Origin of the sequence: Arcobacter suis CECT 7833 (assembly GCF_003544815.1) — a bacterium.
Lineage (GTDB): Bacteria > Campylobacterota > Campylobacteria > Campylobacterales > Arcobacteraceae > Aliarcobacter > Aliarcobacter suis.
Map to the genome: position 1 here is coordinate 1,264,406 of NZ_CP032100.1, position 19,912 is coordinate 1,284,317.

The 19,912-nt window shown below is 25.9% G+C and carries 19 protein-coding genes, 1 other RNA gene and 1 pseudogene; 12 read left to right on the forward strand and 9 right to left on the reverse strand.

Features of this window, described 5'->3' with window-relative positions:
- Positions 1-32: 32 nt before the first annotated feature.
- Positions 33-1,154 carry an endolytic transglycosylase MltG gene (gene mltG / locus ASUIS_RS06490; RefSeq protein ID WP_118886257.1) on the reverse strand — a complete coding sequence of 374 codons (1,122 nt, stop codon included), beginning with the start codon at positions 1,152-1,154 and terminating at the stop codon, positions 33-35.
- Here mltG and ASUIS_RS06495 point away from each other — a divergent pair.
- Positions 1,075-4,023, forward strand: coding sequence for a YhdP family protein (locus ASUIS_RS06495; RefSeq protein WP_118886258.1), 2,949 nt, complete (start codon positions 1,075-1,077; stop codon positions 4,021-4,023). The two genes, mltG and ASUIS_RS06495, sit on opposite strands and share 80 nt — an antisense overlap.
- A gap of 10 nt (positions 4,024-4,033) precedes the next feature.
- On the opposite strand, the gene ASUIS_RS06500 is transcribed toward ASUIS_RS06495, so the two are convergent.
- Complete coding sequence (locus tag ASUIS_RS06500; protein WP_118886259.1) at positions 4,034-5,239, reverse strand: ABC transporter permease; 1,206 nt, start codon at positions 5,237-5,239, stop codon at positions 4,034-4,036.
- 2 nt (positions 5,240-5,241) lie between these two features.
- A complete protein-coding gene (gene secA / locus ASUIS_RS06505) occupies positions 5,242-7,860 on the reverse strand; it encodes a preprotein translocase subunit SecA (protein WP_118886260.1) in 2,619 nt (872 codons plus the stop codon).
- A 57-nt stretch (positions 7,861-7,917) separates the two neighbouring features.
- Here secA and lolA point away from each other — a divergent pair, with 57 nt between their 5' ends.
- The 4 genes from lolA (at position 7,918) to ASUIS_RS13930 (ending at position 9,540) form a co-directional block, all read left to right on the forward strand.
- Positions 7,918-8,451, forward strand: a complete 534-nt coding sequence (gene lolA, locus ASUIS_RS06510) for a LolA-like outer membrane lipoprotein chaperone (RefSeq protein ID WP_118886261.1) — start codon at positions 7,918-7,920, stop codon at positions 8,449-8,451.
- 29 nt (positions 8,452-8,480) lie between these two features.
- Positions 8,481-8,806: RNase P RNA component class A (rnpB, locus tag ASUIS_RS06515), an RNA gene on the forward strand.
- A 116-nt stretch (positions 8,807-8,922) separates the two neighbouring features.
- Entirely contained in the window at positions 8,923-9,150 is a 228-nt protein-coding gene (locus tag ASUIS_RS06520) for a hypothetical protein (RefSeq protein WP_118886262.1), read from the forward strand.
- Between the two features lie 117 nt (positions 9,151-9,267).
- Positions 9,268-9,540 (forward strand): restriction endonuclease, encoded by a 273-nt coding sequence (locus ASUIS_RS13930; RefSeq protein ID WP_226800011.1) that lies wholly within the window; start codon positions 9,268-9,270, stop codon positions 9,538-9,540.
- A 42-nt stretch (positions 9,541-9,582) separates the two neighbouring features.
- On the opposite strand, the gene ASUIS_RS06530 is transcribed toward ASUIS_RS13930, so the two are convergent.
- The 3 genes from ASUIS_RS06530 to ASUIS_RS06540 form a co-directional block, all read right to left on the reverse strand.
- Positions 9,583-10,068: a hypothetical protein gene (locus ASUIS_RS06530; RefSeq protein WP_118886264.1), complete on the reverse strand. Its 486-nt coding sequence runs from the start codon at positions 10,066-10,068 to the stop codon at positions 9,583-9,585.
- A gap of 107 nt (positions 10,069-10,175) precedes the next feature.
- Positions 10,176-11,354 carry a glutathionylspermidine synthase family protein gene (locus tag ASUIS_RS06535; RefSeq protein ID WP_118886265.1) on the reverse strand — a complete coding sequence of 393 codons (1,179 nt, stop codon included), beginning with the start codon at positions 11,352-11,354 and terminating at the stop codon, positions 10,176-10,178.
- Position 11,355: 1 nt separating this feature from the next.
- Entirely contained in the window at positions 11,356-12,012 is a 657-nt protein-coding gene (locus ASUIS_RS06540; protein ID WP_118886266.1) for a UPF0323 family lipoprotein, read from the reverse strand.
- Between the two features lie 1,611 nt (positions 12,013-13,623).
- On the opposite strand from ASUIS_RS06540, the pseudogene ASUIS_RS13995 reads away from it, so the two are divergent.
- Positions 13,624-14,217: pseudogene (locus ASUIS_RS13995) on the forward strand (methyl-accepting chemotaxis protein); the annotation flags it as partial.
- Positions 14,218-14,232: 15 nt separating this feature from the next.
- Here the strand turns inward: ASUIS_RS13995 and ASUIS_RS13690 are convergent.
- Genes ASUIS_RS13690 through ASUIS_RS06555 form a run of 3 tightly spaced genes read right to left on the reverse strand, consistent with a single transcriptional unit; the run spans position 14,233 to position 15,871 of the window.
- On the reverse strand, positions 14,233-14,403 hold the full coding sequence (locus tag ASUIS_RS13690) for a hypothetical protein (protein WP_153801676.1): 171 nt from the start codon (positions 14,401-14,403) through the stop codon (positions 14,233-14,235).
- 54 nt (positions 14,404-14,457) lie between these two features.
- A complete protein-coding gene (locus ASUIS_RS06550; RefSeq protein WP_118886268.1) occupies positions 14,458-15,252 on the reverse strand; it encodes a shikimate dehydrogenase in 795 nt (264 codons plus the stop codon).
- 10 nt (positions 15,253-15,262) lie between these two features.
- Positions 15,263-15,871, reverse strand: coding sequence for a class I SAM-dependent methyltransferase (locus ASUIS_RS06555; protein ID WP_118886269.1), 609 nt, complete (start codon positions 15,869-15,871; stop codon positions 15,263-15,265).
- Between the two features lie 69 nt (positions 15,872-15,940).
- Between ASUIS_RS06555 and pgeF the strand changes: the two genes are divergently transcribed.
- Genes pgeF through ASUIS_RS06585 form a run of 6 tightly spaced genes read left to right on the forward strand, consistent with a single transcriptional unit; the run spans position 15,941 to position 19,903 of the window.
- Positions 15,941-16,618, forward strand: coding sequence for a peptidoglycan editing factor PgeF (pgeF, locus tag ASUIS_RS06560; protein WP_118886270.1), 678 nt, complete (start codon positions 15,941-15,943; stop codon positions 16,616-16,618).
- Between the two features lie 57 nt (positions 16,619-16,675).
- Positions 16,676-17,509 (forward strand): formyltetrahydrofolate deformylase, encoded by an 834-nt coding sequence (gene purU / locus ASUIS_RS06565; RefSeq protein ID WP_118886271.1) that lies wholly within the window; start codon positions 16,676-16,678, stop codon positions 17,507-17,509.
- Entirely contained in the window at positions 17,509-17,973 is a 465-nt protein-coding gene (locus ASUIS_RS06570) for a tRNA (cytidine(34)-2'-O)-methyltransferase (protein ID WP_118886272.1), read from the forward strand. Before purU ends, ASUIS_RS06570 begins: the two co-directional genes overlap by 1 nt.
- Before the next feature lie 58 nt (positions 17,974-18,031).
- Positions 18,032-18,691 carry a response regulator transcription factor gene (locus tag ASUIS_RS06575; RefSeq protein ID WP_118886273.1) on the forward strand — a complete coding sequence of 220 codons (660 nt, stop codon included), beginning with the start codon at positions 18,032-18,034 and terminating at the stop codon, positions 18,689-18,691.
- Positions 18,681-19,532 (forward strand): sensor histidine kinase, encoded by an 852-nt coding sequence (locus tag ASUIS_RS06580; RefSeq protein WP_118886274.1) that lies wholly within the window; start codon positions 18,681-18,683, stop codon positions 19,530-19,532. Before ASUIS_RS06575 ends, ASUIS_RS06580 begins: the two co-directional genes overlap by 11 nt.
- Positions 19,529-19,903: a S24 family peptidase gene (locus tag ASUIS_RS06585; protein ID WP_118886275.1), complete on the forward strand. Its 375-nt coding sequence runs from the start codon at positions 19,529-19,531 to the stop codon at positions 19,901-19,903. The genes ASUIS_RS06580 and ASUIS_RS06585 overlap by 4 nt, the downstream gene beginning before the upstream one ends.
- Positions 19,904-19,912 lie beyond the last annotated feature (9 nt).

Below are 19,912 nucleotides of genomic sequence, written 5' to 3' on the forward strand. Positions count from 1 at the left end.
GAAAATTTGATTGTTTCAAATTTTCACAAGTTTTAGTTTATATTATTAAATAAGTCTTTAATAGATACGGGTTTTTGTTTTGTAATATCAGTTTTCATAATATTTTCAGCTTCAGCATCAATTTGTGTTTCATCCACTTTTTCTTTTGTATAAGTTTTTTCAACACCAATATTTGCTCTTATATTTGCTTGATGTGTTTCAAAAGTTACTGCAAATTTATGAAGTCCAGTTTTATTTTCTCTTACAAAATACAAATAATCACTTTTTACAGGAAAAATTGCTGCTTTAATAGCTTCTAAACTTACTGCACAAACTGGATCTTTTGGAAGACCAACTATTTTGTAAGTGTTGTAAGTAGTATTATCATCTCTAATTCTTTCTGCTGTAACTACTTCATTTGAATATATACCATAGTTTAAAGTTCCATCCATTTGAAGTTTCATACCTTTTTTAAGTCTATTATGTACAACACTTGAAACAATAGGCATTTCATTTGTTGTTGCTGCTTCTTTTTGTATAACAGAAGCCAAACTTAAATAATTGAACCATTTTCTTTTATCATAATATCCAAATATTTTTTTAGAGAATTCTTCATATTTTTTATTTGTTTGAGAAAATAGATAAAAAATCATATAATCTTCTCTCATTCCAAGTGGTAAAGAATAAGTCTCTGCCAATATATTTCCATCAGCTTTATAAGCATATTGATTATATAACTCAGTTAATTTTTCTTCTGATAAATTAAATTCTAATGCCAACCTTTTTAGGAAAACATAATAAGTTTCTCCAGGAATTAAAGTAATATTTTTAAGTGCAGCCTTTGACGTAATTAATTTATAAATAAAATCCATTCTGGTTAATCTATTTTGATTAATATCTATCCAACCACTTTGAACATAACCTAATGATTTTATTACTAATTCGTCAACAATGCCCATCTCAAAGCCATTTTTATTTAAGTATGATATAATATGACTAGTACTGCCTTTAGGAATGAATAATATTTTCGTTGAATTAATCGGCATCGTTACATAAAATAATACAGCAATCAAACAAACAAGGACAAAATCAATAATGTTGAAGATGATTAAACCTATTTTTCTCTTTTTCTTTTTAATAATAATTTCACTTTTTTCATTTTTGTATTCAGGCATAAAAATAGACTCTTTTTCTTTTTCAAATATTTTTGTTTCGCAATTCTATATTAAAATTGATAAAAAACTTATTTTAGATATTGATTATATCGAATATAAATCAGAAAAAGCAAAGACAAGCAACTCTTTTGAAGAGTTAAAAAACAGTATTGAATTGCTTCCGAAAGTTTTAAATTTTTTCCAAAAAATAAAAATAAATAAATTAAAAATAGATGATAATGAGTTTGAAATAATTTTAAATGATGAGATTTTATATTTAGATAATAAATATATAAACATTGCTTCAAAAATTGACAAAATATCGAATCAAGTGGTATTCGAACTCTATTCTTTGTATCTAAAAGACCTAGATTTTTTATTTGATGGAAAAGTTAAAATTGATTATTTTAATGAAAAATTAAATTATTATGGAAATTTTTATTATGAAAATTTACAAAGTAATATCAATGTAGAAATGAATAAAAAAATAGCTAAATTTTATTTGGTAAGTCAGCCTTTTAAAAGTTTGAAATTTCTTAAAAATTTTTTACATTTAGATCCTATTGCTGAATCATGGATGTATGATAATGTACAAGGTGATATAAAAATTGAAGGATTATATGCAGAATATGATTTAGAAAATAATCATATAATTGAAGATTCAATTAGTGGTAGAGCACAAATAAAAGATGCAAAAATTAGATTTCATAATAATGTTGATGTTGTAAATACAAAAAGTTTAGATATATCTTTTTATAAAGATAGATTACATTTTGATTTAATAGAACCAATGTTTAAAGAAAAAAGTTTAGATGGAAGTTTTGTAACAATTCATAATTTAACTAGCGAAAAAAATGGACAAGTTGATGTTTTTTTAAAAACTAATAGCAAATTAGATAAAGATATTTTAGACATATTAAAAGCTTATGATATAACTCTTCCAATTACCCAAAAAAGTGGGAATACCCAAGCTTCATTACTTATGAAATTTCCTTACGAAGAGTCAAAAAAGATGTCAACATATGGTGAATTTTTCTTAAATGATGCTCAAATGCGTATAAATGATTTTGAATTTGAGAGCAAAAATGCAGAAGTTATTTTAGATGATTCCCTTATAAAAATAAAAAATAGTGATTTTAAATATAAAGATATGATTAATGCAACACTAAATCTTGTTCTTGATACAAAAACTTTAAAATCTCAAGGTGATGCTACAATAAAATCTTTTTTAATAAAAGATGAAAATGAAAGTTTTGTTGAAATAAAAGATAAAAAAACAGCAATTGATTTGGATTTTAATAATGAAGTTAATATTTCATTAAAAGATTTAGGAACACATATAAAGGTTTCTGATTTAATATATGTTAATATCAATGATTTATCAAAAATTTATCCATATTCAAAACTTTTAAAAGATAATTCAATTAAAGAAGGACATATTGCTTTACAAATAAAAGATGAAAAAAATATCAGTTTTGAAGCTTTAATAAAAGGTATGAATTTGCCAATTCAAAAAGATGAAAGAAATATTGATTCTTTAGAAATTAACGGAAAAATAGAAAATGGAAAAACAAATATTTCTTCAAAAGATGGAAATATTAAAATTGAAATTGATGATAAATTAAATATATATTTACAAAATTTAGATGTTATTTTAGATAATAAAAAAATAGAAAAAGGTAATTTAAAACAAGAAATAATTATAAACTTATTTAACACTAAATTAAAAATGGATGCAGATATTTATTATTTAGAAAATGCAAAAATTTCTATAAAAAATAGTGGCATTGATTTTGAAGCTGATGTTAAAGATCTTACTTTACCAATTAAAAAAAATAACGATAAAATTGAAAAATTAACTCTAATTGGAAGTATAAAAGATGACATAACTTCTATTAAAACAAAAAATCAAGATTTAGTTTTAGAATTAAAGAATGATTCAGTTTCTTTGTATGTAGATGGTTATAATTTACATTATACAAGTGCTGATAGTGAAAAAATTGAAAAAATTAAATATAAAAAAGTTGATATAAAAGGTAAAAATTCAATCATCCTTTATAATGAAACAAATAAACTTTTAGCAGATGATTTTGTAGTTAGAATTAGAGAAGATAGTAAGTTTATTAGTTTGGATTATAAAGAAACGAGCATTACATTTAAAGAATCAAAAGATAAAAAAATAGATATTTTTTCAAATAATGTTAGTGATGAATTTGTAAATGCAATTTTAGGTAAACATATTTTTAATGGCGGAAATTTGATGTTTTATGCAAGCGGTTATAAAAATAATCTAAATGGAAAGTTTATAATTGAAAATAGTAATGTTGAGGGTTTAACCATACTGAATAATCTTTTATTATTTATTCAAACTTCACCTGCGCTTATAAATCCTTTATTAGCTATTCCAGCTGTTGTTGGAATGGCTACAAACTCAGGGTTTAATCTTTTGGCATATAATATTATTGATGGTACGATAGATTTTAATTATGATAAAGATGCAGAGTTATTATATATTAAAAAATTAATTACAGTTGGAAATGGTATCGATTTTGATGGAAGTGGAATAGTTGATTTAAAAAATTTTACTATTGATTCAAATATTAAACTTATATTTTTTAAAGATTATTCAAAAATAGTTGGAATGATTCCTGTGGTAAATTATGTTTTATTGGGAAACAATAATAGAGTTGAAACAGAAGTTAATTTAAAAGGTAGTTTAGACAATCCTGAAATATCAACAAATCTTACTAAAGATACGATAAATATACCTATGAATATAGGTAAAAGAATATTCAATTCACCATCTATGATTTTTGATTTTATAAGAGGAATAGATACATTAGAGGATGAAGAAATCAAAAAAAACCAAATAAATAAGCCCTTAAGATAAAAGGCTTATTTTATTCATTTCTTAAAACATCAATTACATCAATATTAGTAGCTTTAGAAGCTGGATAATAAGAAGAGATAAGTACAATAATAACTGCACCAATAATAATAGAAACAAAATCACTCATTGCTAAATCAAGTGGTAATTTAGCACTTCCATAAACATCTGCAGGAAGAGTTACAATATCAAAGTTATCCAATAACCAATATCCAAAAAATCCTAAAACAATTCCTGTTATAATTCCTGAAAATCCTATAATTGTTCCAACTCTTAGGAATATTGATTTGATTTCTTTACTTGTTGCTCCCATTGATAAAAGTAGGGCAATCTCTTTTCTTCTACTCATTACAGTCATTAATAAAGATGAAATAATATTCAACGAAGCAACAAGTATAATAAGCATTAATACAATAAATAAAGCAGTTTTTTCCATTTTCATTGCAGCAAAGAAATTACCATTTTGTTGCCACCATCCCACAACAGAGGCTTTGTTTCCTAGATAAGTTCTTAATTTTTCTATATCAGTAAATGCATCATCTGAATGAACATGAATTCCATCAAATGTACCTTCTTCTTTTTTTAATAGAGTTTGTAAAGACTCTAAAGAAGTATACATATAAGCTTTATCATAGGCATTAAGTCCAGATGTAAAAGAGTTTGCAAAGGTAAATCTTTTCATTTTTGGCATCATAGAAAAACCAGTTGGGTTTAATTCTGTAAAATATAAAGTAGTTTTAGCCCCAGGATTTAAAAACAGTTTGTCAGATATTCCAGAACCTGTGATAATATCAAATTTATCAAGATTTAAATTTCCTAAAGCTTCTTTATAAACAGGATTAATTAAAGCTTCTTTTTCAGGAATTACTCCAAAAATCATACCTCCACTCATTGTATCTCCACTTTGAATAATTGCTTGAGATGAAATAAATGGAGAAAATTTTAAATGTGGGAACTCTTTTTGAAGTTTATTTAACAATTCTTGATCCAAAGAAATAGTACTAAGTTTTGGATGAATTGTTAAAGGATAATTCATAGTAAAAAGTTTTTTCTCAAACTCTTTTGCTGTACCATTCATAATAGCCATAGAAAGTATTAAAACCATAACACCAATAGAAACACCTATAAATGCTAAAATAGCACTTATAGAAATAAATGGATTTTTTTTATCAAATCTTAAATATTTTTTTACAATAAAATTTACTAATTCTTTATTCAAATTTAGATTCCTGCCGCTAAACCTTTTTTAGGTCCGCTTTTTCCACAACATTGTTTAAATTTCAAGCCACTTCCACAAGGACAAGTTTCATTTCTTGCAATTTTTTTATCACTATTTCTTACTGCTTCTTGTGCAATATTTGTAGTAATATGTTCAGTTGCTTCTTCCATTTGTTCTTTCATTCTTGCAATTGCTTCTTGCTCTTTTTGTTTATCTTCATGACTTTGAAGTTGAATTGTAAATAATATTTTGATAATTTCATTTTTAATATTTGCAATTAATTCAATAAACATATTATAAGATTCTTTTTTATATTCAACCAATGGATCTTTTTGATTATATCCTCTTAGACCGATTCCAGTTTTTAATGTATCCATTGAATATAAATGTTCTCTCCATGCATTATCTAAAATCTGTAAATAAAGAATTCTTTCAATTTCACTTTTTTGTTCAGTTGCAGCCATTGACATTTTTCTATTATAAACTTCTTCTAAAAATGAATTTAAATTTGTTTCTAAATCTTCGTAAGAATCACTTTTCATATCTTCAATATCTACAAGTAATCTTAGTTCTTCTTCAAATTTTATTTTTATAAATTCATAATCAAAATCTTCGCTAGGCATCCCTTTTATGATATTTGCATTTGATAATAGATTCTGTACATATTCAAGTCTATTTTCAGTAAGTTTTGATTCAATATCAAAATCAGGTTTTAATAAATCATTTCTAAATGAATAAATTACTTTTCTTTGCTCATTTGCAACATCATCATATTCAAGTAGGTGTTTTCTTGATTCAAAATGCATTGATTCTACTTTTTTCTGAGCATTTTCAACTGCACGAGTAACCATTCTAGATTCGATATGTTCACCTTCTTCAATACCTAGTCTTTCCATAATTCCTTTGATTTTATCACTTCCAAAAATTCTTAAAAGATTGTCTTCTAAAGATAAATAAAATTGAGATTCACCAACATCTCCTTGTCGTCCAGCACGTCCCCTTAATTGGTTATCAATTCTTCTAGATTCATGTCTTTCGGTTCCAATTATTGCTAATCCACCAAGATCTAAAATTTCTTGAGAAAGTTTAATATCAACCCCACGTCCTGCCATATTTGTAGCAATCGTAACAGCACCTTTTTGTCCAGCATCTGCTATGATTTTTCCTTCTTTTTCATGTTGCTTTGCATTTAAAACTGTATGAGGAATCTTTTTACTAACTAAAATTGCATGTAGTTTTTCTGATTTTTCAATAGATGCAGTTCCTACTAAAACAGGCTGACCTTTTTCGTGTAGTTGTTTGATTCTGTTACAAACAGCTTCAAATTTTTCTTTTTCACTTTTATAAATTAAATCATTTTTATCAATTCTTTGAACAGGAACATTTGTAGGAATTGATACAACATCTAGTCTATAAATTTCTGCAAATTCTGTAGCTTCTGTTTGAGCAGTTCCTGTCATACCAGCTAACTTTTTATACATTCTAAAATAATTTTGGAACGTAATATCTGCTAAAGTTTGTGATTCATCTTGAATTGCAACACCTTCTTTTGCTTCTAAAGCTTGGTGTAATCCTTCACTAAATCTTCTTCCTTCACTTAATCTTCCTGTAAATTCATCAACAATAATTACTGTATTATCTTTTACAACATAATCAACATCTTTTTCAAAAATAAAGTTTGCTTTTAAAGCTTGATCTAAACTATGAGAAAGCATTGCATTTTCAATAGAATAAAGATTATCTACACCAAATAAATTTTCGGCATTTTCATGACCTTGCTCTGTCAATAATACTGATTTATTTTTTTCATCAACAATAAAATCACCAGTAGTTGTTGGTTTATCACTAGCGTTTTTAGGTTCTATTAATTGACCTCTTTCTAATTTTAGAGCAATTTCATTAGCTCTTACATAGTTTGAATTTTTGTGATTTGTTGGTCCTGAAATAATTAAAGGAGTTCTTGCTTCATCAATTAAAATTGAGTCAACTTCATCTACAATTACAAAGTTGTGTCCTCTTTGAACTTTTTCACTAATATCATAATTCATATTATCTCTTAAATAATCAAATCCAAATTCATTGTTTGTTCCATAAGTAATATCACAAGTATATTGTTCTCGTCTTTCTTGATCATTTCTTAATCCACCAACAACTGCACCAACACTAAATCCTAAAAAATTATATAAGGGCTTTAATTCATTTGAATCTCTGCTAGCAAGATAATCATTAACTGTAACAACATGTACACCATTTCCACTTAAGGCATTTAAAGCAACTGCAAGTGATCCAACAAGTGTTTTCCCTTCACCTGTTTTCATTTCAGCAATTCTTCCTTCATGTAAAACCATTGCACCAATAAGTTGAACATCATAAGGTCTCATATTTAAAACTCTTTTACTAGCTTCTCTAGTAATTGCAAAAGACTGCATTAATATATCATTTAATGATTTTTCTTCTTTTTGTACAAGTTCTTTTAATTTATTAAATTCACCTTGTAACTCTTCATCACTTAAGTTTTCATACTTACTTTCAAGAGCAGTTATCTCTTGAGCTTTCTTTTTGTATAGTTTTACTTCTCTATCGTTTCTTGTACCAAAAATTTTTGAAAAAACATTTAACATAAAATTAGTTCCTTTTCGTTATAATCGCCAAGATTATATAAAAAAAAAGGTTAAAATATGTTTTATAAATTGATAATTGCTACAACACTGTTTTGTTTATCTTGTATAGCTTCAAATGATATTAGAGATTTAGACAGTTTTAAAGCAAGTTTTTCCCAATTAATCACATCTAGTTCGCAAAATATAATTGAATATAAGGGTGAAGTTTTTATTAAAAAAAGTGGAAAAATTTTATGGAAATACAAAACACCAGTTGTGAAAAATGTATATATTAACAATGATTTTGCAATTGTTGATGAACCAGAGTTAGAACAAGCAATTTTTACTCAATTAGAAAGTGAGATAAATATCATCAAACTTCTAAATAGTTCAAAAAAAATGAATGATAATAGTTATATTACAAATATTGAAGATGTTGATTATTTAATTAAAACTTCAAAAAGTGATGATAAAATCAGTTATATTAAATACAAAGATAAACTTGAAAATGATGTTGAAATTAAATTTTCTAATGTAGTTCAAAATGGTGAAATTTCAGATGAAATTTTTAAGTTCACTGTGCCAGAACACTATGATGTTATAAGAAAATAGATTTTAAGAAATTATAGCTATAATACGCACAGGTAAACCAGACAATAGCTTGAATAAAATCAAGAGGAAAGTCCGGGCTGCTGTGAAGTGTGGTTCCATTTAAACAATGGCTAGGGTAACCTAAGGGATAGTGCAACAGAGAATAGACAGCCGATTTTTCGGTGATGGTGAAACGGTGGGGTAAGAGCCTACCAGACTTTTGAGCAATCTTAAGTGCTTTGTAAACCCAACCTGCAGCAAGAAGACTAGGTATTTACTTCACAACTTTGGTCTTCGCAAGACTACTAAAGCAATTTAGTAGCTAGATAAATTATTGTCTTAAAAACAAAACGCGGCTTATTGGTTTACCTACTAATTACGCAAATACTTACAAATAACCCCAAAAAAGCATTTGTTAACTAAATTAATTATATAATTATTTATTAAAAAAATGTAAACACCTTTGTATAAAATATAATTAGAAGGAATAAAATGATTGAAATAAAAGACTTATTGAAATATTTTTGGTATTTTTCTATTATTTTAATTTTTTTAGGACTAATTAAAATATTTATATATAAATTGGGAAAGAAATTAAAAGAAAAAAATGAAGACAAAAAACAGCATATGATAAAAAAAGAATCTTTTGCAGATGAATTTGAAAAGGAACAACTCAAAAAAGAAAATGAAAATCTAAAGAATAAGATAAATCAATTATAAAAAGAATTAAAGAATTTTATTAATAAAAAAAAAGGTTTAGATTATGAAGTTTTTGTTGCAAAAAAATATATTTAAAAAGGTTATGAAGTAATCTTACATGGTGTATTAGAGGGTAGAATTGACTATGGAATAGATTTAATTGCAAAGAAAGAAAATGAAACAATATTAATTCAATGTAAAAACTGGCAAATTGAGCAAAGTATTAATCAAGAAAAAGTATTGTCTTATTATGGAAGATTTAAGAGATATGTAGATGAAAATGCATTGGATATAGAAAATACAAAATTAAGATTTATAGCTCCTGATAGTAAAATATTTAAAATTTCAGCAATAAAAATATTTCAGGATGAAAATTATCTAAATTACAGATATGAAATAATTAAAATGTAAAGCTCTTTTAGATGATATTTTAAGTTTACTTATTAAAAAAAACTATCCATGTAATACTTTTTCTTTTTTCAATTCTTTGTAAACAATCATAAATCTTCTTAAATATTCATCACTATGACTAGATTTTTCAAATCCTGAGTTATAATTCATAATCATCTTTTTAATATTGTTTCTAGTGTACTTTTTCCAATAAATCAACTCATTTAGTGCAAAAATTGAACTAAGATTTTTATTTGTATTTAATTCATTACATAATTTGCTTTTATCACCATTACTTCCAATTCTTTTCATGGCTATATTTGTATTAATTTGATGTATTCCACAAATAGAATTATTATTTGATTCATATTTTCCTAATCTAGTTTCAACTATTCCAATTGCAGCTAGTTCTAGCCCTAAACCATGTGGTTCACCTATTTTTATAAGTTTATCTGTTAATTTTGTTTCATTTTCTGTAAGTTCATTGTAGTTGAAGTCCCAACTAAATAAACTTATACAAATTGTACTTATTAATATTATTGTTTTCATTTTCCTACTTTTAATTTTTTATATTATTTCAATAAATTGTATTTTTTTTGTGTAATGATTTTTTTTATAGTTATAAGGGCTTATTGATATTACAATAAGCCCTTTGATTATTTTATAATATGACCTACAAATTTTGACATATTATTTAAGATTTTTCCACCTCTTCTGAATCCTAATCCACAAGCTTCATAGGCATAAAATACTCCAGCTTGATAAGAGTTTCCATTTGAATCTTTTGGAAATTCTACATATTCTTGATAAATTGCTTTATGTCCTTCATAAATGCCATCTGTTTGTTCATCAATTGAACCATCTGCATTTATGATTTTTGTATTAGCTCCTTCTCTTCCAAAACATCTTTTTTCCACATGTTTTTTTCCTACAAGAGGTTCAAATGAAGTTTCAAGTAATAAAGGGTGATTTGGGTATAAATCCCATAAAACTTTCATAAATCCTTTTGATTGGAATAATAAACTATAAGCTGGATTAAAAATGATAGCTTTTTTATCTTTTATGATTTGTGTTAAAACTAGGGCTAATTCATTTTCTTCAATAGCCATATTTTCCCAAGGAATCAGTTTAAACCAAAATTCAAAAAGTTCGTCATCTTTAAAAATACCATCATCACTAAATTGTACATTTTCTATAAATTCAAAATCAGTATTGAAACCAGCTTCATTTGCTATATGTTCTAAAAGTTTTGTTGTATTTATATCTTCTGTTGAACTTGAAATTGAAGAAAAAAGTATTTTCCAGCCTAAATTTTGATAATGTTCTTCAAATTTTTCAATATCAGAATCAAGGGTTATAATTCTTTTAAAATTATCTTTTAAAGCTTCATAAAGATTATTAAATTGACTAGCTTCGTTTAAACCATTAGCTTTTAACATCGCCCATTGGATAATTGCAGTTTCAAAAAGTGAAGTTGGCGTATCTGCATTGAATTCTATAAGTTTTATAGGTTTTCCATCAATTCCACCTGCTAAATCAAATCTTGAATATAAATGCCAGTGAACATCATTTTCCCAAGATTCTTTTATAACTTCAACTAAATTAAAAGGAATATTTAAATCATGAAATAAGTCATTATCTATTACATACTGCCCAGCTTGTGCAAACATATCATATAATTCATTTGCAGCGTCATAATAAGCATTTGCTTCATCTTCATTTATTACAACTATTTCATCACTCACATAAGAAGAATTGTCACTATCTGTATGCCAAACAAAGCCAATTGATTCTAAATATTCATCACTTAGAGGTTTTAGTTTTTCTAATTGCATATTAACTCCCAAAGCTTGATGAAGTTGATTTTGCTGGATTTGAGTTATTATTTCCCCCAAAGAATCCACTTTTTTTATTAGCTGAACTATTTGTTCCTGATGTTCCAGCTGTTTTTGAAAATGAACTTTGTGATCTATTATACGTTTGCGGTGATTTGTATTGAGTTTGTCTTTGATTTTGGAAATTCTGATTATTAAATAGTTTATTCCCGAGCCAAGAACCAATCATTGCACCTGCTATTGAAGATAATAAAACTCCACCAAGTCCCATTCCTCCACTACTTACTTCAGCATTTGGATTTGTAAGAGGTGAAGTTCCTGAATCTATTTTTACTTCTTCTTCTTTTACTAATTTATCAATTTCTTCTTGAGTTAATATTTTTTCACTACCATCAGGTTTTCTTAAAACAATAGTAGTTTTAGAAGCTGGAAATTCATCTGCAATTTTATATTTACCATCTGCTGATTCTTCTACAACGACAAATGCACCTTGTTTTTGACTAGCATTTGTAAAGGCATCATTTTGACCTTGGTTTTGTTGTTGATTTTTATCATTTGAACTATCACCACATCCAACAAGTCCTACAACAAGAAGAGAACCTAATCCACCAACCATTGCATAATTTGATATTTTTTTAATATGATTTCTTTTTTTCAAAATTAATAATCCTTCCTTTTAATATATTTAAATAAAATCTATTTTTTAAGTACATATATTATAGCAAATAGATTAACAATAATCAAAAAATCTATTTTTTTTCTTTTTTTTAGACTATTTATAAGAAAATATTTCTGGAATTATTAGTGATTAATGCCTTTATTTTAAAGTAAATAATTATAAAAAATAACAATAAAAATCTATTTATCACGTTGAATAAGTCTATTTTATATGCTTTTACTCTTAAAATATTCTTAAAAATAATAAACAAACTATTAGAATTACTTTGTTATAATCGTACATTAATTTTTTGGAGTGTGTATGTTATTGTCTGTAAAACAAAAAATATTTGTTTCTCTTTTATTTGTTGCATTTTTTGCGAGTATCTTTTTTGGATTTTTTATTTATATTAGCCAAAAACAAACTTTTTTTGATTCTATTGAATATCGATTAAATAGTGGTATAAATGGAGCTGATTTATATTTAGGTGAAGATTTTATTGATAAATATACTTCTGAAACTCCAATGGATTCAAATGAATATGAAATTCATTTAAATAATTTAAGTAAATTTGCTAAAAATATTGGATTGCAATATGTTTATTTGATGACTAAAAAAGAAGATAAAATATATACTGTAATTTCAAGTGCAACAGATGAAGAACTCAAAAACAAAGAATATGATGTATTTATGACAGAATATGATGCTAGTGAAGCAATTGTAAATGGTTTTAAAGCTAATCATCAATTTGTAGAAGAAACTGTTGATAAATATGGACATTTTTATACATTGGTGTCTTCTCGAGTTTCAAAAAATGGTGAAATATATCTTATTGGTGCAGATATTGATATTAGTTTTATTAACTCTGCTTTAAATAGTTTACTTGTAAAAACTATTTCAATTACAATATTAATTTTGATTATTGCCGTGTTATTTGCTTATTTTGTAAGTAATACTATTGGAAATAAAATTAGCAGTACTCAAAAAGGAATTTTAAACTTTTTTGATTTCTTATCACAAAAAACAAATACGGTTAATCATCTTGAAATAAAAGAGATGGATGAATTTGGAATAATGGCAAAAATTGTAAATGAAAACATTGATAAAATTCAATTAGATCTTATTGCTGATAGTAATACTGTATCTCAATTTGTAACTATTTCTAATCAAATAAAAGCAGGAAATCTCAATGGTAAAATAGATTCAAATCCAAATAATCCACAATTATTAGAATTAAGAAATGTATTTAATGACATGTTATTAATACTTAATTCAAATGTTAATTCGGTTTTAATAACACTTGATAGTTACGCTAAATATGATTTTACAAAAACAACAAATAGTAGTAATTTACAAGGAGAATTAGGCTTTTTAGTAGAAAATGTTAATAAATTAGGTAAAGAAATTACAAGTATGTTAATTGAAAATATGAAAAATGGACTTACCCTTGAAAATAGCTCAAATGTATTATTGAAAAATGTTAATATTCTTAATACTTCATCAAATGAAGCTGCTACAAGTTTAGAAGAAACGGCTGCTGCTTTAGAAGAAGTAACAAGTAATATTCGAGCAACAACTCAAAATATATCAGAAATGGCAAATTTAGCAAATGATGTAACTTTATCTGCAAAAAATGGAGAAAAATTAGCATATCAAACAACAGGAGCGATGGAAGATATAAATAATCAAGTTAATGCAATCAATGAAGCAATTTCAATAATTGATCAAATAGCATTTCAAACAAATATTCTTTCTTTAAATGCAGCCGTAGAAGCTGCAACTGCTGGTGAAGCAGGAAAAGGATTTGCAGTTGTTGCAGCAGAAGTGCGGAATCTAGCAAATCGTTCAGCTCAAGCTGCACAAGAGATTAAAAAATTAGTAGAAAATGCAAAAGAAAAGGCTAATCAAGGTAAAGATATAGCAACTGTAATGATTACAGGTTACGAAAAATTAAATGAAAATATTATTCAAACTATTAATCTAATTTCTGATGTTAGAAATGGAAGTAAAGAGCAATTAACAGGGATTGAACAAATCAATGATGCTGTTAATCTTTTGGATAGACAAACTCAACAAAATGCAACCATAGCTACACAAACAAAAGATATTGCAATTTTGACTGATAAAATAGCAAAAATAGTTGTTAAAGATGCCAATTCAAAAGAATTTATCGGTAAAAATGAAGTTAAAGCTATCGCTATTTAAAAAGAAAAAATCTTTTTATTTAGGACTTTTTTCATCTTTGATTTTTGGATGACATAAAAGAATTTTTTCTTTAGTTTCTCTTTTGCAATTATTGCAAAAATAGATTAAAGAAGATTCTAGTTTTTCATCTTCTGGTAAGATAATATAGCTTTTTTTAGTCCCACAAAGTTTTGTTATTTTATACATTTTTATACTTTTAATTCTAGTTTTTTAATATGAATTATATAAAAAAAGGAAAAATTACTCTCCTTTTAAACCTTTTCTCATTGTTTTCACCAAACTTTCATTGGCTTTTGTATCAGTAAAATACTCAAATGCTAAAACGCCTTGATATAAAAGCATATCTTCACCATCTTTTATTTCAAGTCCATTTTCTTTAGCTAATGCTAAAAAAGGTGTGATTTTGCCATAAACACAATCAAAGGCAAAAGAAGCATCTTTTAAAACTGTTTTTAAAATCTTTTTATCACAAGGTAAATATTCATCTTTTAATCCAGCACTTGTTGAGTTTACTATTAGGTCATATTTTGTAGGCTCAAAATTTCCCCATGAAAAGCATGGAATTTGATGTTCTTTGAAAAATTCCAGTTTTCCCTCACTTCTATTTAACACAGTTACATTTATATTTTTCGATTTTAAGGCTAGGGCGATTGCTTTTGCTGTTCCTCCTGCTCCTAAAAGTAAAACATTTTTAATAGTTCCAAAACTCTCAATTGCTTTTAAAAATCCTGGTGCATCTGTATTATAAGCTATTACTTTGCCATCTTCTAAAATGTAAGTATTTACGGCTTTTATCTCTTTTGCTAGACCTCTTACAACATCTGCATTTTCATAAGCAAATTCTTTGTGGGGAACTGTAATATTTGCACCTTTGTAGTTGTTTTTTAGAAAAACTTCTTTTATTTCATTTCCATTTTCTAAGTGATATTTTTCATAATTTCCATCGAAATTTATATGATTTAATCCTGCATTTTGCATTTGTGGTGATTTTGAGTGAGCAACTGGATTTCCAAATATCGCAAATTTTTCTTTCATTTTTTACCTTTTATTTTTGTGCTATTAGATTGAAAATAGGAAATTCTCTATCTTCTCTTTTTTCAGTATGAACGATTTTATAATCGGTTATTTTAAAGCCTACATCTTTTACTATAGTTATTAATTCATTTTTATCAAAACCAAAATGAAAAATACCGTCATTATTGTGTTTTTTATGAAAAGTTCCATCTTCTTTGTCTAAATCATTTATACATAAAAAACCATTTTCTCTTAATGATTCAAAAGATTTTTTTACAAACATTTTTATGTTTTCTATATGGTGTAAAGTCATACTAATAGCTATTAAATCAAACTCATTTTTAGGTAAATCTTCTTGATTTATATTGTGTTTAATTGCTTTTATATTTGAGTAGTTTAGTTCATTTGCTTTTTTATTGAACTCTTCAACCATTCCGTTTGAGTTGTCCATTCCTATAACTTCATTTGTTTCAGTACTTAAACTAAATGCCACAAGTCCAGTTCCACAACCATAATCAAGTATTTTTGCATCATTTTTTAGGTTTATTTCTTCTTTTATATTATTTACACAAGCTTTTGCAATATTTAAACTTGAAGGTTTTGTATCCCAAGTTTTTGCTGATTCATCAAATCTATTCAACTTTTATCCTTAAACAAAAAATCATTAATATTTTGCTAAATTATAGCAAAACCTAATAAAGATGAAATTATGAATCAAATTAAATACTATTTTACAACTTCTCACGATGGAAATTTAGCTTATCATGTGCCTGATATAAAAGAAAATGTGGATAAAAACAGAGAAGCAGTTGCTTTATTAATGGAGTATAAAAATGAAGATTTAGTTTATATGAACCAAGTTCATGGAAACAATGTTCAAATAGTAGACATTAATTCACCAAAACTTATTGAAAATTGTGATGGATTAATCACTAAAGAGAAAGAATTACCACTTATGGTTATGGTGGCTGATTGTATTCCTATTTTGTTTTTTGATGAGATACAAGGTGTAATTGCGGCTGTTCATGCTGGAAGAAACTCAACTTTTTTGAAAATCGCACAAATAACTGCAAATAAAATGATAAATGAGTTAGGTTGTAATGCAAATAATATAAAAGTAATTATGGGTCCAAGTATTCATACGTGTTGTTATGAAGTAAGTGATGAATTAGTAAATATTGTTAAAACATCATTTGGAGAGAAATTTTGTAAAGGAAACAACATAGATTTACATGGAATTAACGTAAAACTTTTAGAAGAAGTTGGAATCAGACATATAAGAATTTCAGAAATTTGTACAAAATGTTCAGATGAACCATTTTTCTCTTTTAGAAAAAATCCCCAAACAGGCAGATTTGCTGGGATAATAAAATTATCTATTAATTAATAAAATGTTATTATTGGGGCTTTAAAAATTTAAGTTTTAATAATAAATAGGATAAAAATGGAAGAGTATATACTTTTAATTGACACAGAAGATTCAAAAGGACTTGTTTATAACATCTCAAAAGTTCTTTTTGCAAACAACTTAAACATCGAGCAAAATGCTGAATATGTTGATCCAGATACAAAAAAGTTTTTTATGAGAAGTATAGTTTCTGGAAAAGTTTCTAAAAATATATTATTAAAAGAGTTAACAGAAGTTTTACCCGATGGCGCTTCAATCAAACTAAACAAAAAAGAGAAAAAAGATGTTGTTATTTTAGCAACTAAAGAGTTTCATGTTTTAGGTGATTTATTAATTAGATATATTGCAGGTGAATTAAATGCAAATATCAAAGCAGTTATTGCAAACCATGACCACTTAAAAGATTTAGTTGAGAAGTTCAATATTCCTTTTACATGTATTAGTGCAGATGGAATGAGCCGAGAAGAACATGAAGATAAAATGATTGCTAAAATCAATGAATATGAGCCTGAATTAATTGTTCTTGCAAAATATATGAGAATTTTAACTCCAAAATTTGTAGATGCTTTCCCTAAAAAAGTTTTAAATATTCATCACTCATTTTTACCAGCATTCATAGGAGCAAATCCATATAAACAAGCACACGAAAGAGGTGTTAAGATTATTGGAGCAACTGCCCATTATGTTACAAGTGATTTAGATGAAGGTCCGATTATATTCCAAGATGTGGTAAGAGTTGATCATAGTTATTCTTGGGAAGATATGCGAAATGCAGGAAGAAATGTAGAAAAAATCGTACTTTCAAATGCTTTTGAAATGTTATTACATGATAGAGTTTTTGTTCATGGAAATAAAACGGTAATTTTATAATGTTTAATATAGTTTTATTAGAACCAAGAATCCCTGGAAATGTTGGAACTATCGGAAGGTTGGCCTTTGCACTTAACTGTACACTTCATCTAATCAAACCTTATGGTTTTGGTGAAATTACAGAAAAAGAAGTGCGAAGAGCAGGGCTTGATTATTGGTTTGAATTAGATGTTCGAGAATATGAAAATATCGAAGATTTTTGGGCAAAAAATCCATTTAATGATAGACATTTTTTAGCAACTACAAAAACAAAACAAGTTTATTTTGAAGCAAGTTATGAAGTAGGGGATTATTTTTATTTTGGAAGAGAAGATGCTGGACTTCCACAATCTATCTTAGATAAAAGCCCAAAAACTTGTATTACTATTCCTATGACAAATGAAGCTAGAAGCTTAAATATCGCAAACTCTGTTTCGATTGTAGCTTATGAAGCTTTACGACAAAACTTTAAAGATTTTAAATAAGAGTTAATTTAACAAAAAATTAACTCTTATTTTATATACTCAACCCAAAAGGCTATCTTTGTACAAAATTTTAGTTTTAGAAGATGATGAACTTTTTGCTTCAACTGTTGAAGACTTTTTATGTGATGAAGGGTTTGAAGTTGATATTGCCTTTGATGGGGAAGAATGTTTAGATTTTAATTTTAAAAAAAACTATGATTTATATATTTTTGATATAAATGTTCCTAAAATAAATGGTTTAGAACTACTCGAGCAATTACGAACTTCAGGAGATAATACTCCTTCTATTTTTTTAACTTCATACAAAGATAAAGATACTTTACAAACTGCTTTTTTAAATGGTTGTGATGATTATTTAAAAAAACCAGCTGATTTGGATGAATTACTTTTACGAATTAAAGCACTTCTTAAAAGAAATAAAAAACAATTTGATATTATAAAACTCTCAAATACACTTTCTTTTAACCCTGCTAATAAAAGAGTTTATGAAAATGAAATTGATTTAAATCTTCCTGTAAAAGTTTTAGAACTTATGGATCTTTTTGTTGAAAACAGGGGAGAAATTGTGACTAAAGAGATGATTATTTCTAAACTTTGGTCAACAAATCAAGAATATAGTGAAGGTTCAATTCGAGTTTATATTAATCAAATAAAAAAATTATTTGATAAAGATATGATTTTGAATATCAAAGGTGTAGGATATAAAATTGAATTCTAAAAAAAGAGATTTTTTAATTTCAATTTCAATAATTTTTACTTTTTCTTTGATAATTATTTTATATTTAAATTACTTTTTTATCTCTTTATTTGGTTTAAATCAGGAAAATTTTGTATATATTATTATGCCTTTGGTGATCGTTGGATTAGGTATTTTTTTGAGTTTTTCAATGTCAGTTTTAAAGCCTTTATTTAAAAGTGATGAAAAATTGGAACAAAGTATAAAAGAGACAATCCACGAGTTGAATATTCCAGTTTCAACTATCAAAATGAATACTCAACTTTTACAAAAAACAATAACAGATGAAAAAAGTATAAAACGATTAGAAAGAATAAATCAAGCGAGTAATAATCTTTTAAAACTATATGAAAATATGGAATATAATCTTAAAAAAGAGATAGATAAAATAGACAAACAAGAGTTTTATTTGGATGAAATAATCTTTAAATCTTGTGATAAATTTGATGATATAAAAAAAGATACAAAAATTGTGGTAAATATTCCAAATGTTCTTGTTTTATCTGATATAAATGGCTTTGAAAAAACAATGGATAATCTAATATCAAATGCAATAAAATACAATGTAAAAGATAATCCCTTTGTAGAAATAAGTTATAAAAACTCTATTTTAAGCATTTTTAACACAGGCGAACAAATAGATACAAAAAATCTTTTTATAGTTTTTGATAAATATTTTCAAGAAGACTCAACAAAAGATGGTTTTGGTTTAGGACTAGCCATGGTAAAAGAGTTTTGTGATAAAAACAAAATTGCTATAAATATTGATACTTTAGAAAAAGGAAATAGATTTAATTTAAATCTTAAAAATATAATCAAATGAATACAATAAAACTAGAATATCACCAAGAAATAGCTGGAAAAATTCAAAAAAAAGAGTTGGAATTCTCAAAAGAATTATTACAAACTTCTTATAATCTAACTTCTCTTTTTGTTACGCAAGTAGATGGAAAATCAATGCAACCATTAATTAGTCATAAAGCTTTGGTTGTGGCTGATTTATCACAAAAAGAGTTTGAAGATGAAGCTATTTTTTTAGTTTATAAAGATGAAAAAATGTGGATTAAAAAAGCAAAAATAATAGATAAAGAAGAGTATTTTGTATCTATAAATCCAGATTTTTCTCATTTAGTTTATAAAAAAGAAGAAACAAGAATTATTGCAAAAGCACTGCTTACTTTTACAAATCTATAAAAAAGAAAA

Coding starts and splice junctions, on each gene's coding strand:
- secA (WP_118886260.1), bottom strand. CDS start 7,860: ATGTTAAATGTTTTTTCAAAAATTTTTGGTACAAGAAACGATAGAGAA.
- ASUIS_RS06530 (WP_118886264.1), bottom strand. CDS start 10,068: ATGAAAACAATAATATTAATAAGTACAATTTGTATAAGTTTATTTAGT.
- ASUIS_RS06570 (WP_118886272.1), top strand. CDS start 17,509: ATGTTTAATATAGTTTTATTAGAACCAAGAATCCCTGGAAATGTTGGA.
- ASUIS_RS06535 (WP_118886265.1), bottom strand. CDS start 11,354: ATGCAATTAGAAAAACTAAAACCTCTAAGTGATGAATATTTAGAATCA.
- ASUIS_RS06550 (WP_118886268.1), bottom strand. CDS start 15,252: ATGAAAGAAAAATTTGCGATATTTGGAAATCCAGTTGCTCACTCAAAA.
- ASUIS_RS06495 (WP_118886258.1), top strand. CDS start 1,075: ATGTTGAAGATGATTAAACCTATTTTTCTCTTTTTCTTTTTAATAATA.
- ASUIS_RS13690 (WP_153801676.1), bottom strand. CDS start 14,403: ATGTATAAAATAACAAAACTTTGTGGGACTAAAAAAAGCTATATTATC.
- ASUIS_RS06520 (WP_118886262.1), top strand. CDS start 8,923: ATGATTGAAATAAAAGACTTATTGAAATATTTTTGGTATTTTTCTATT.
- purU (WP_118886271.1), top strand. CDS start 16,676: ATGGAAGAGTATATACTTTTAATTGACACAGAAGATTCAAAAGGACTT.
- lolA (WP_118886261.1), top strand. CDS start 7,918: ATGTTTTATAAATTGATAATTGCTACAACACTGTTTTGTTTATCTTGT.
- pgeF (WP_118886270.1), top strand. CDS start 15,941: ATGAATCAAATTAAATACTATTTTACAACTTCTCACGATGGAAATTTA.
- mltG (WP_118886257.1), bottom strand. CDS start 1,154: ATGCCTGAATACAAAAATGAAAAAAGTGAAATTATTATTAAAAAGAAA.
- ASUIS_RS06585 (WP_118886275.1), top strand. CDS start 19,529: ATGAATACAATAAAACTAGAATATCACCAAGAAATAGCTGGAAAAATT.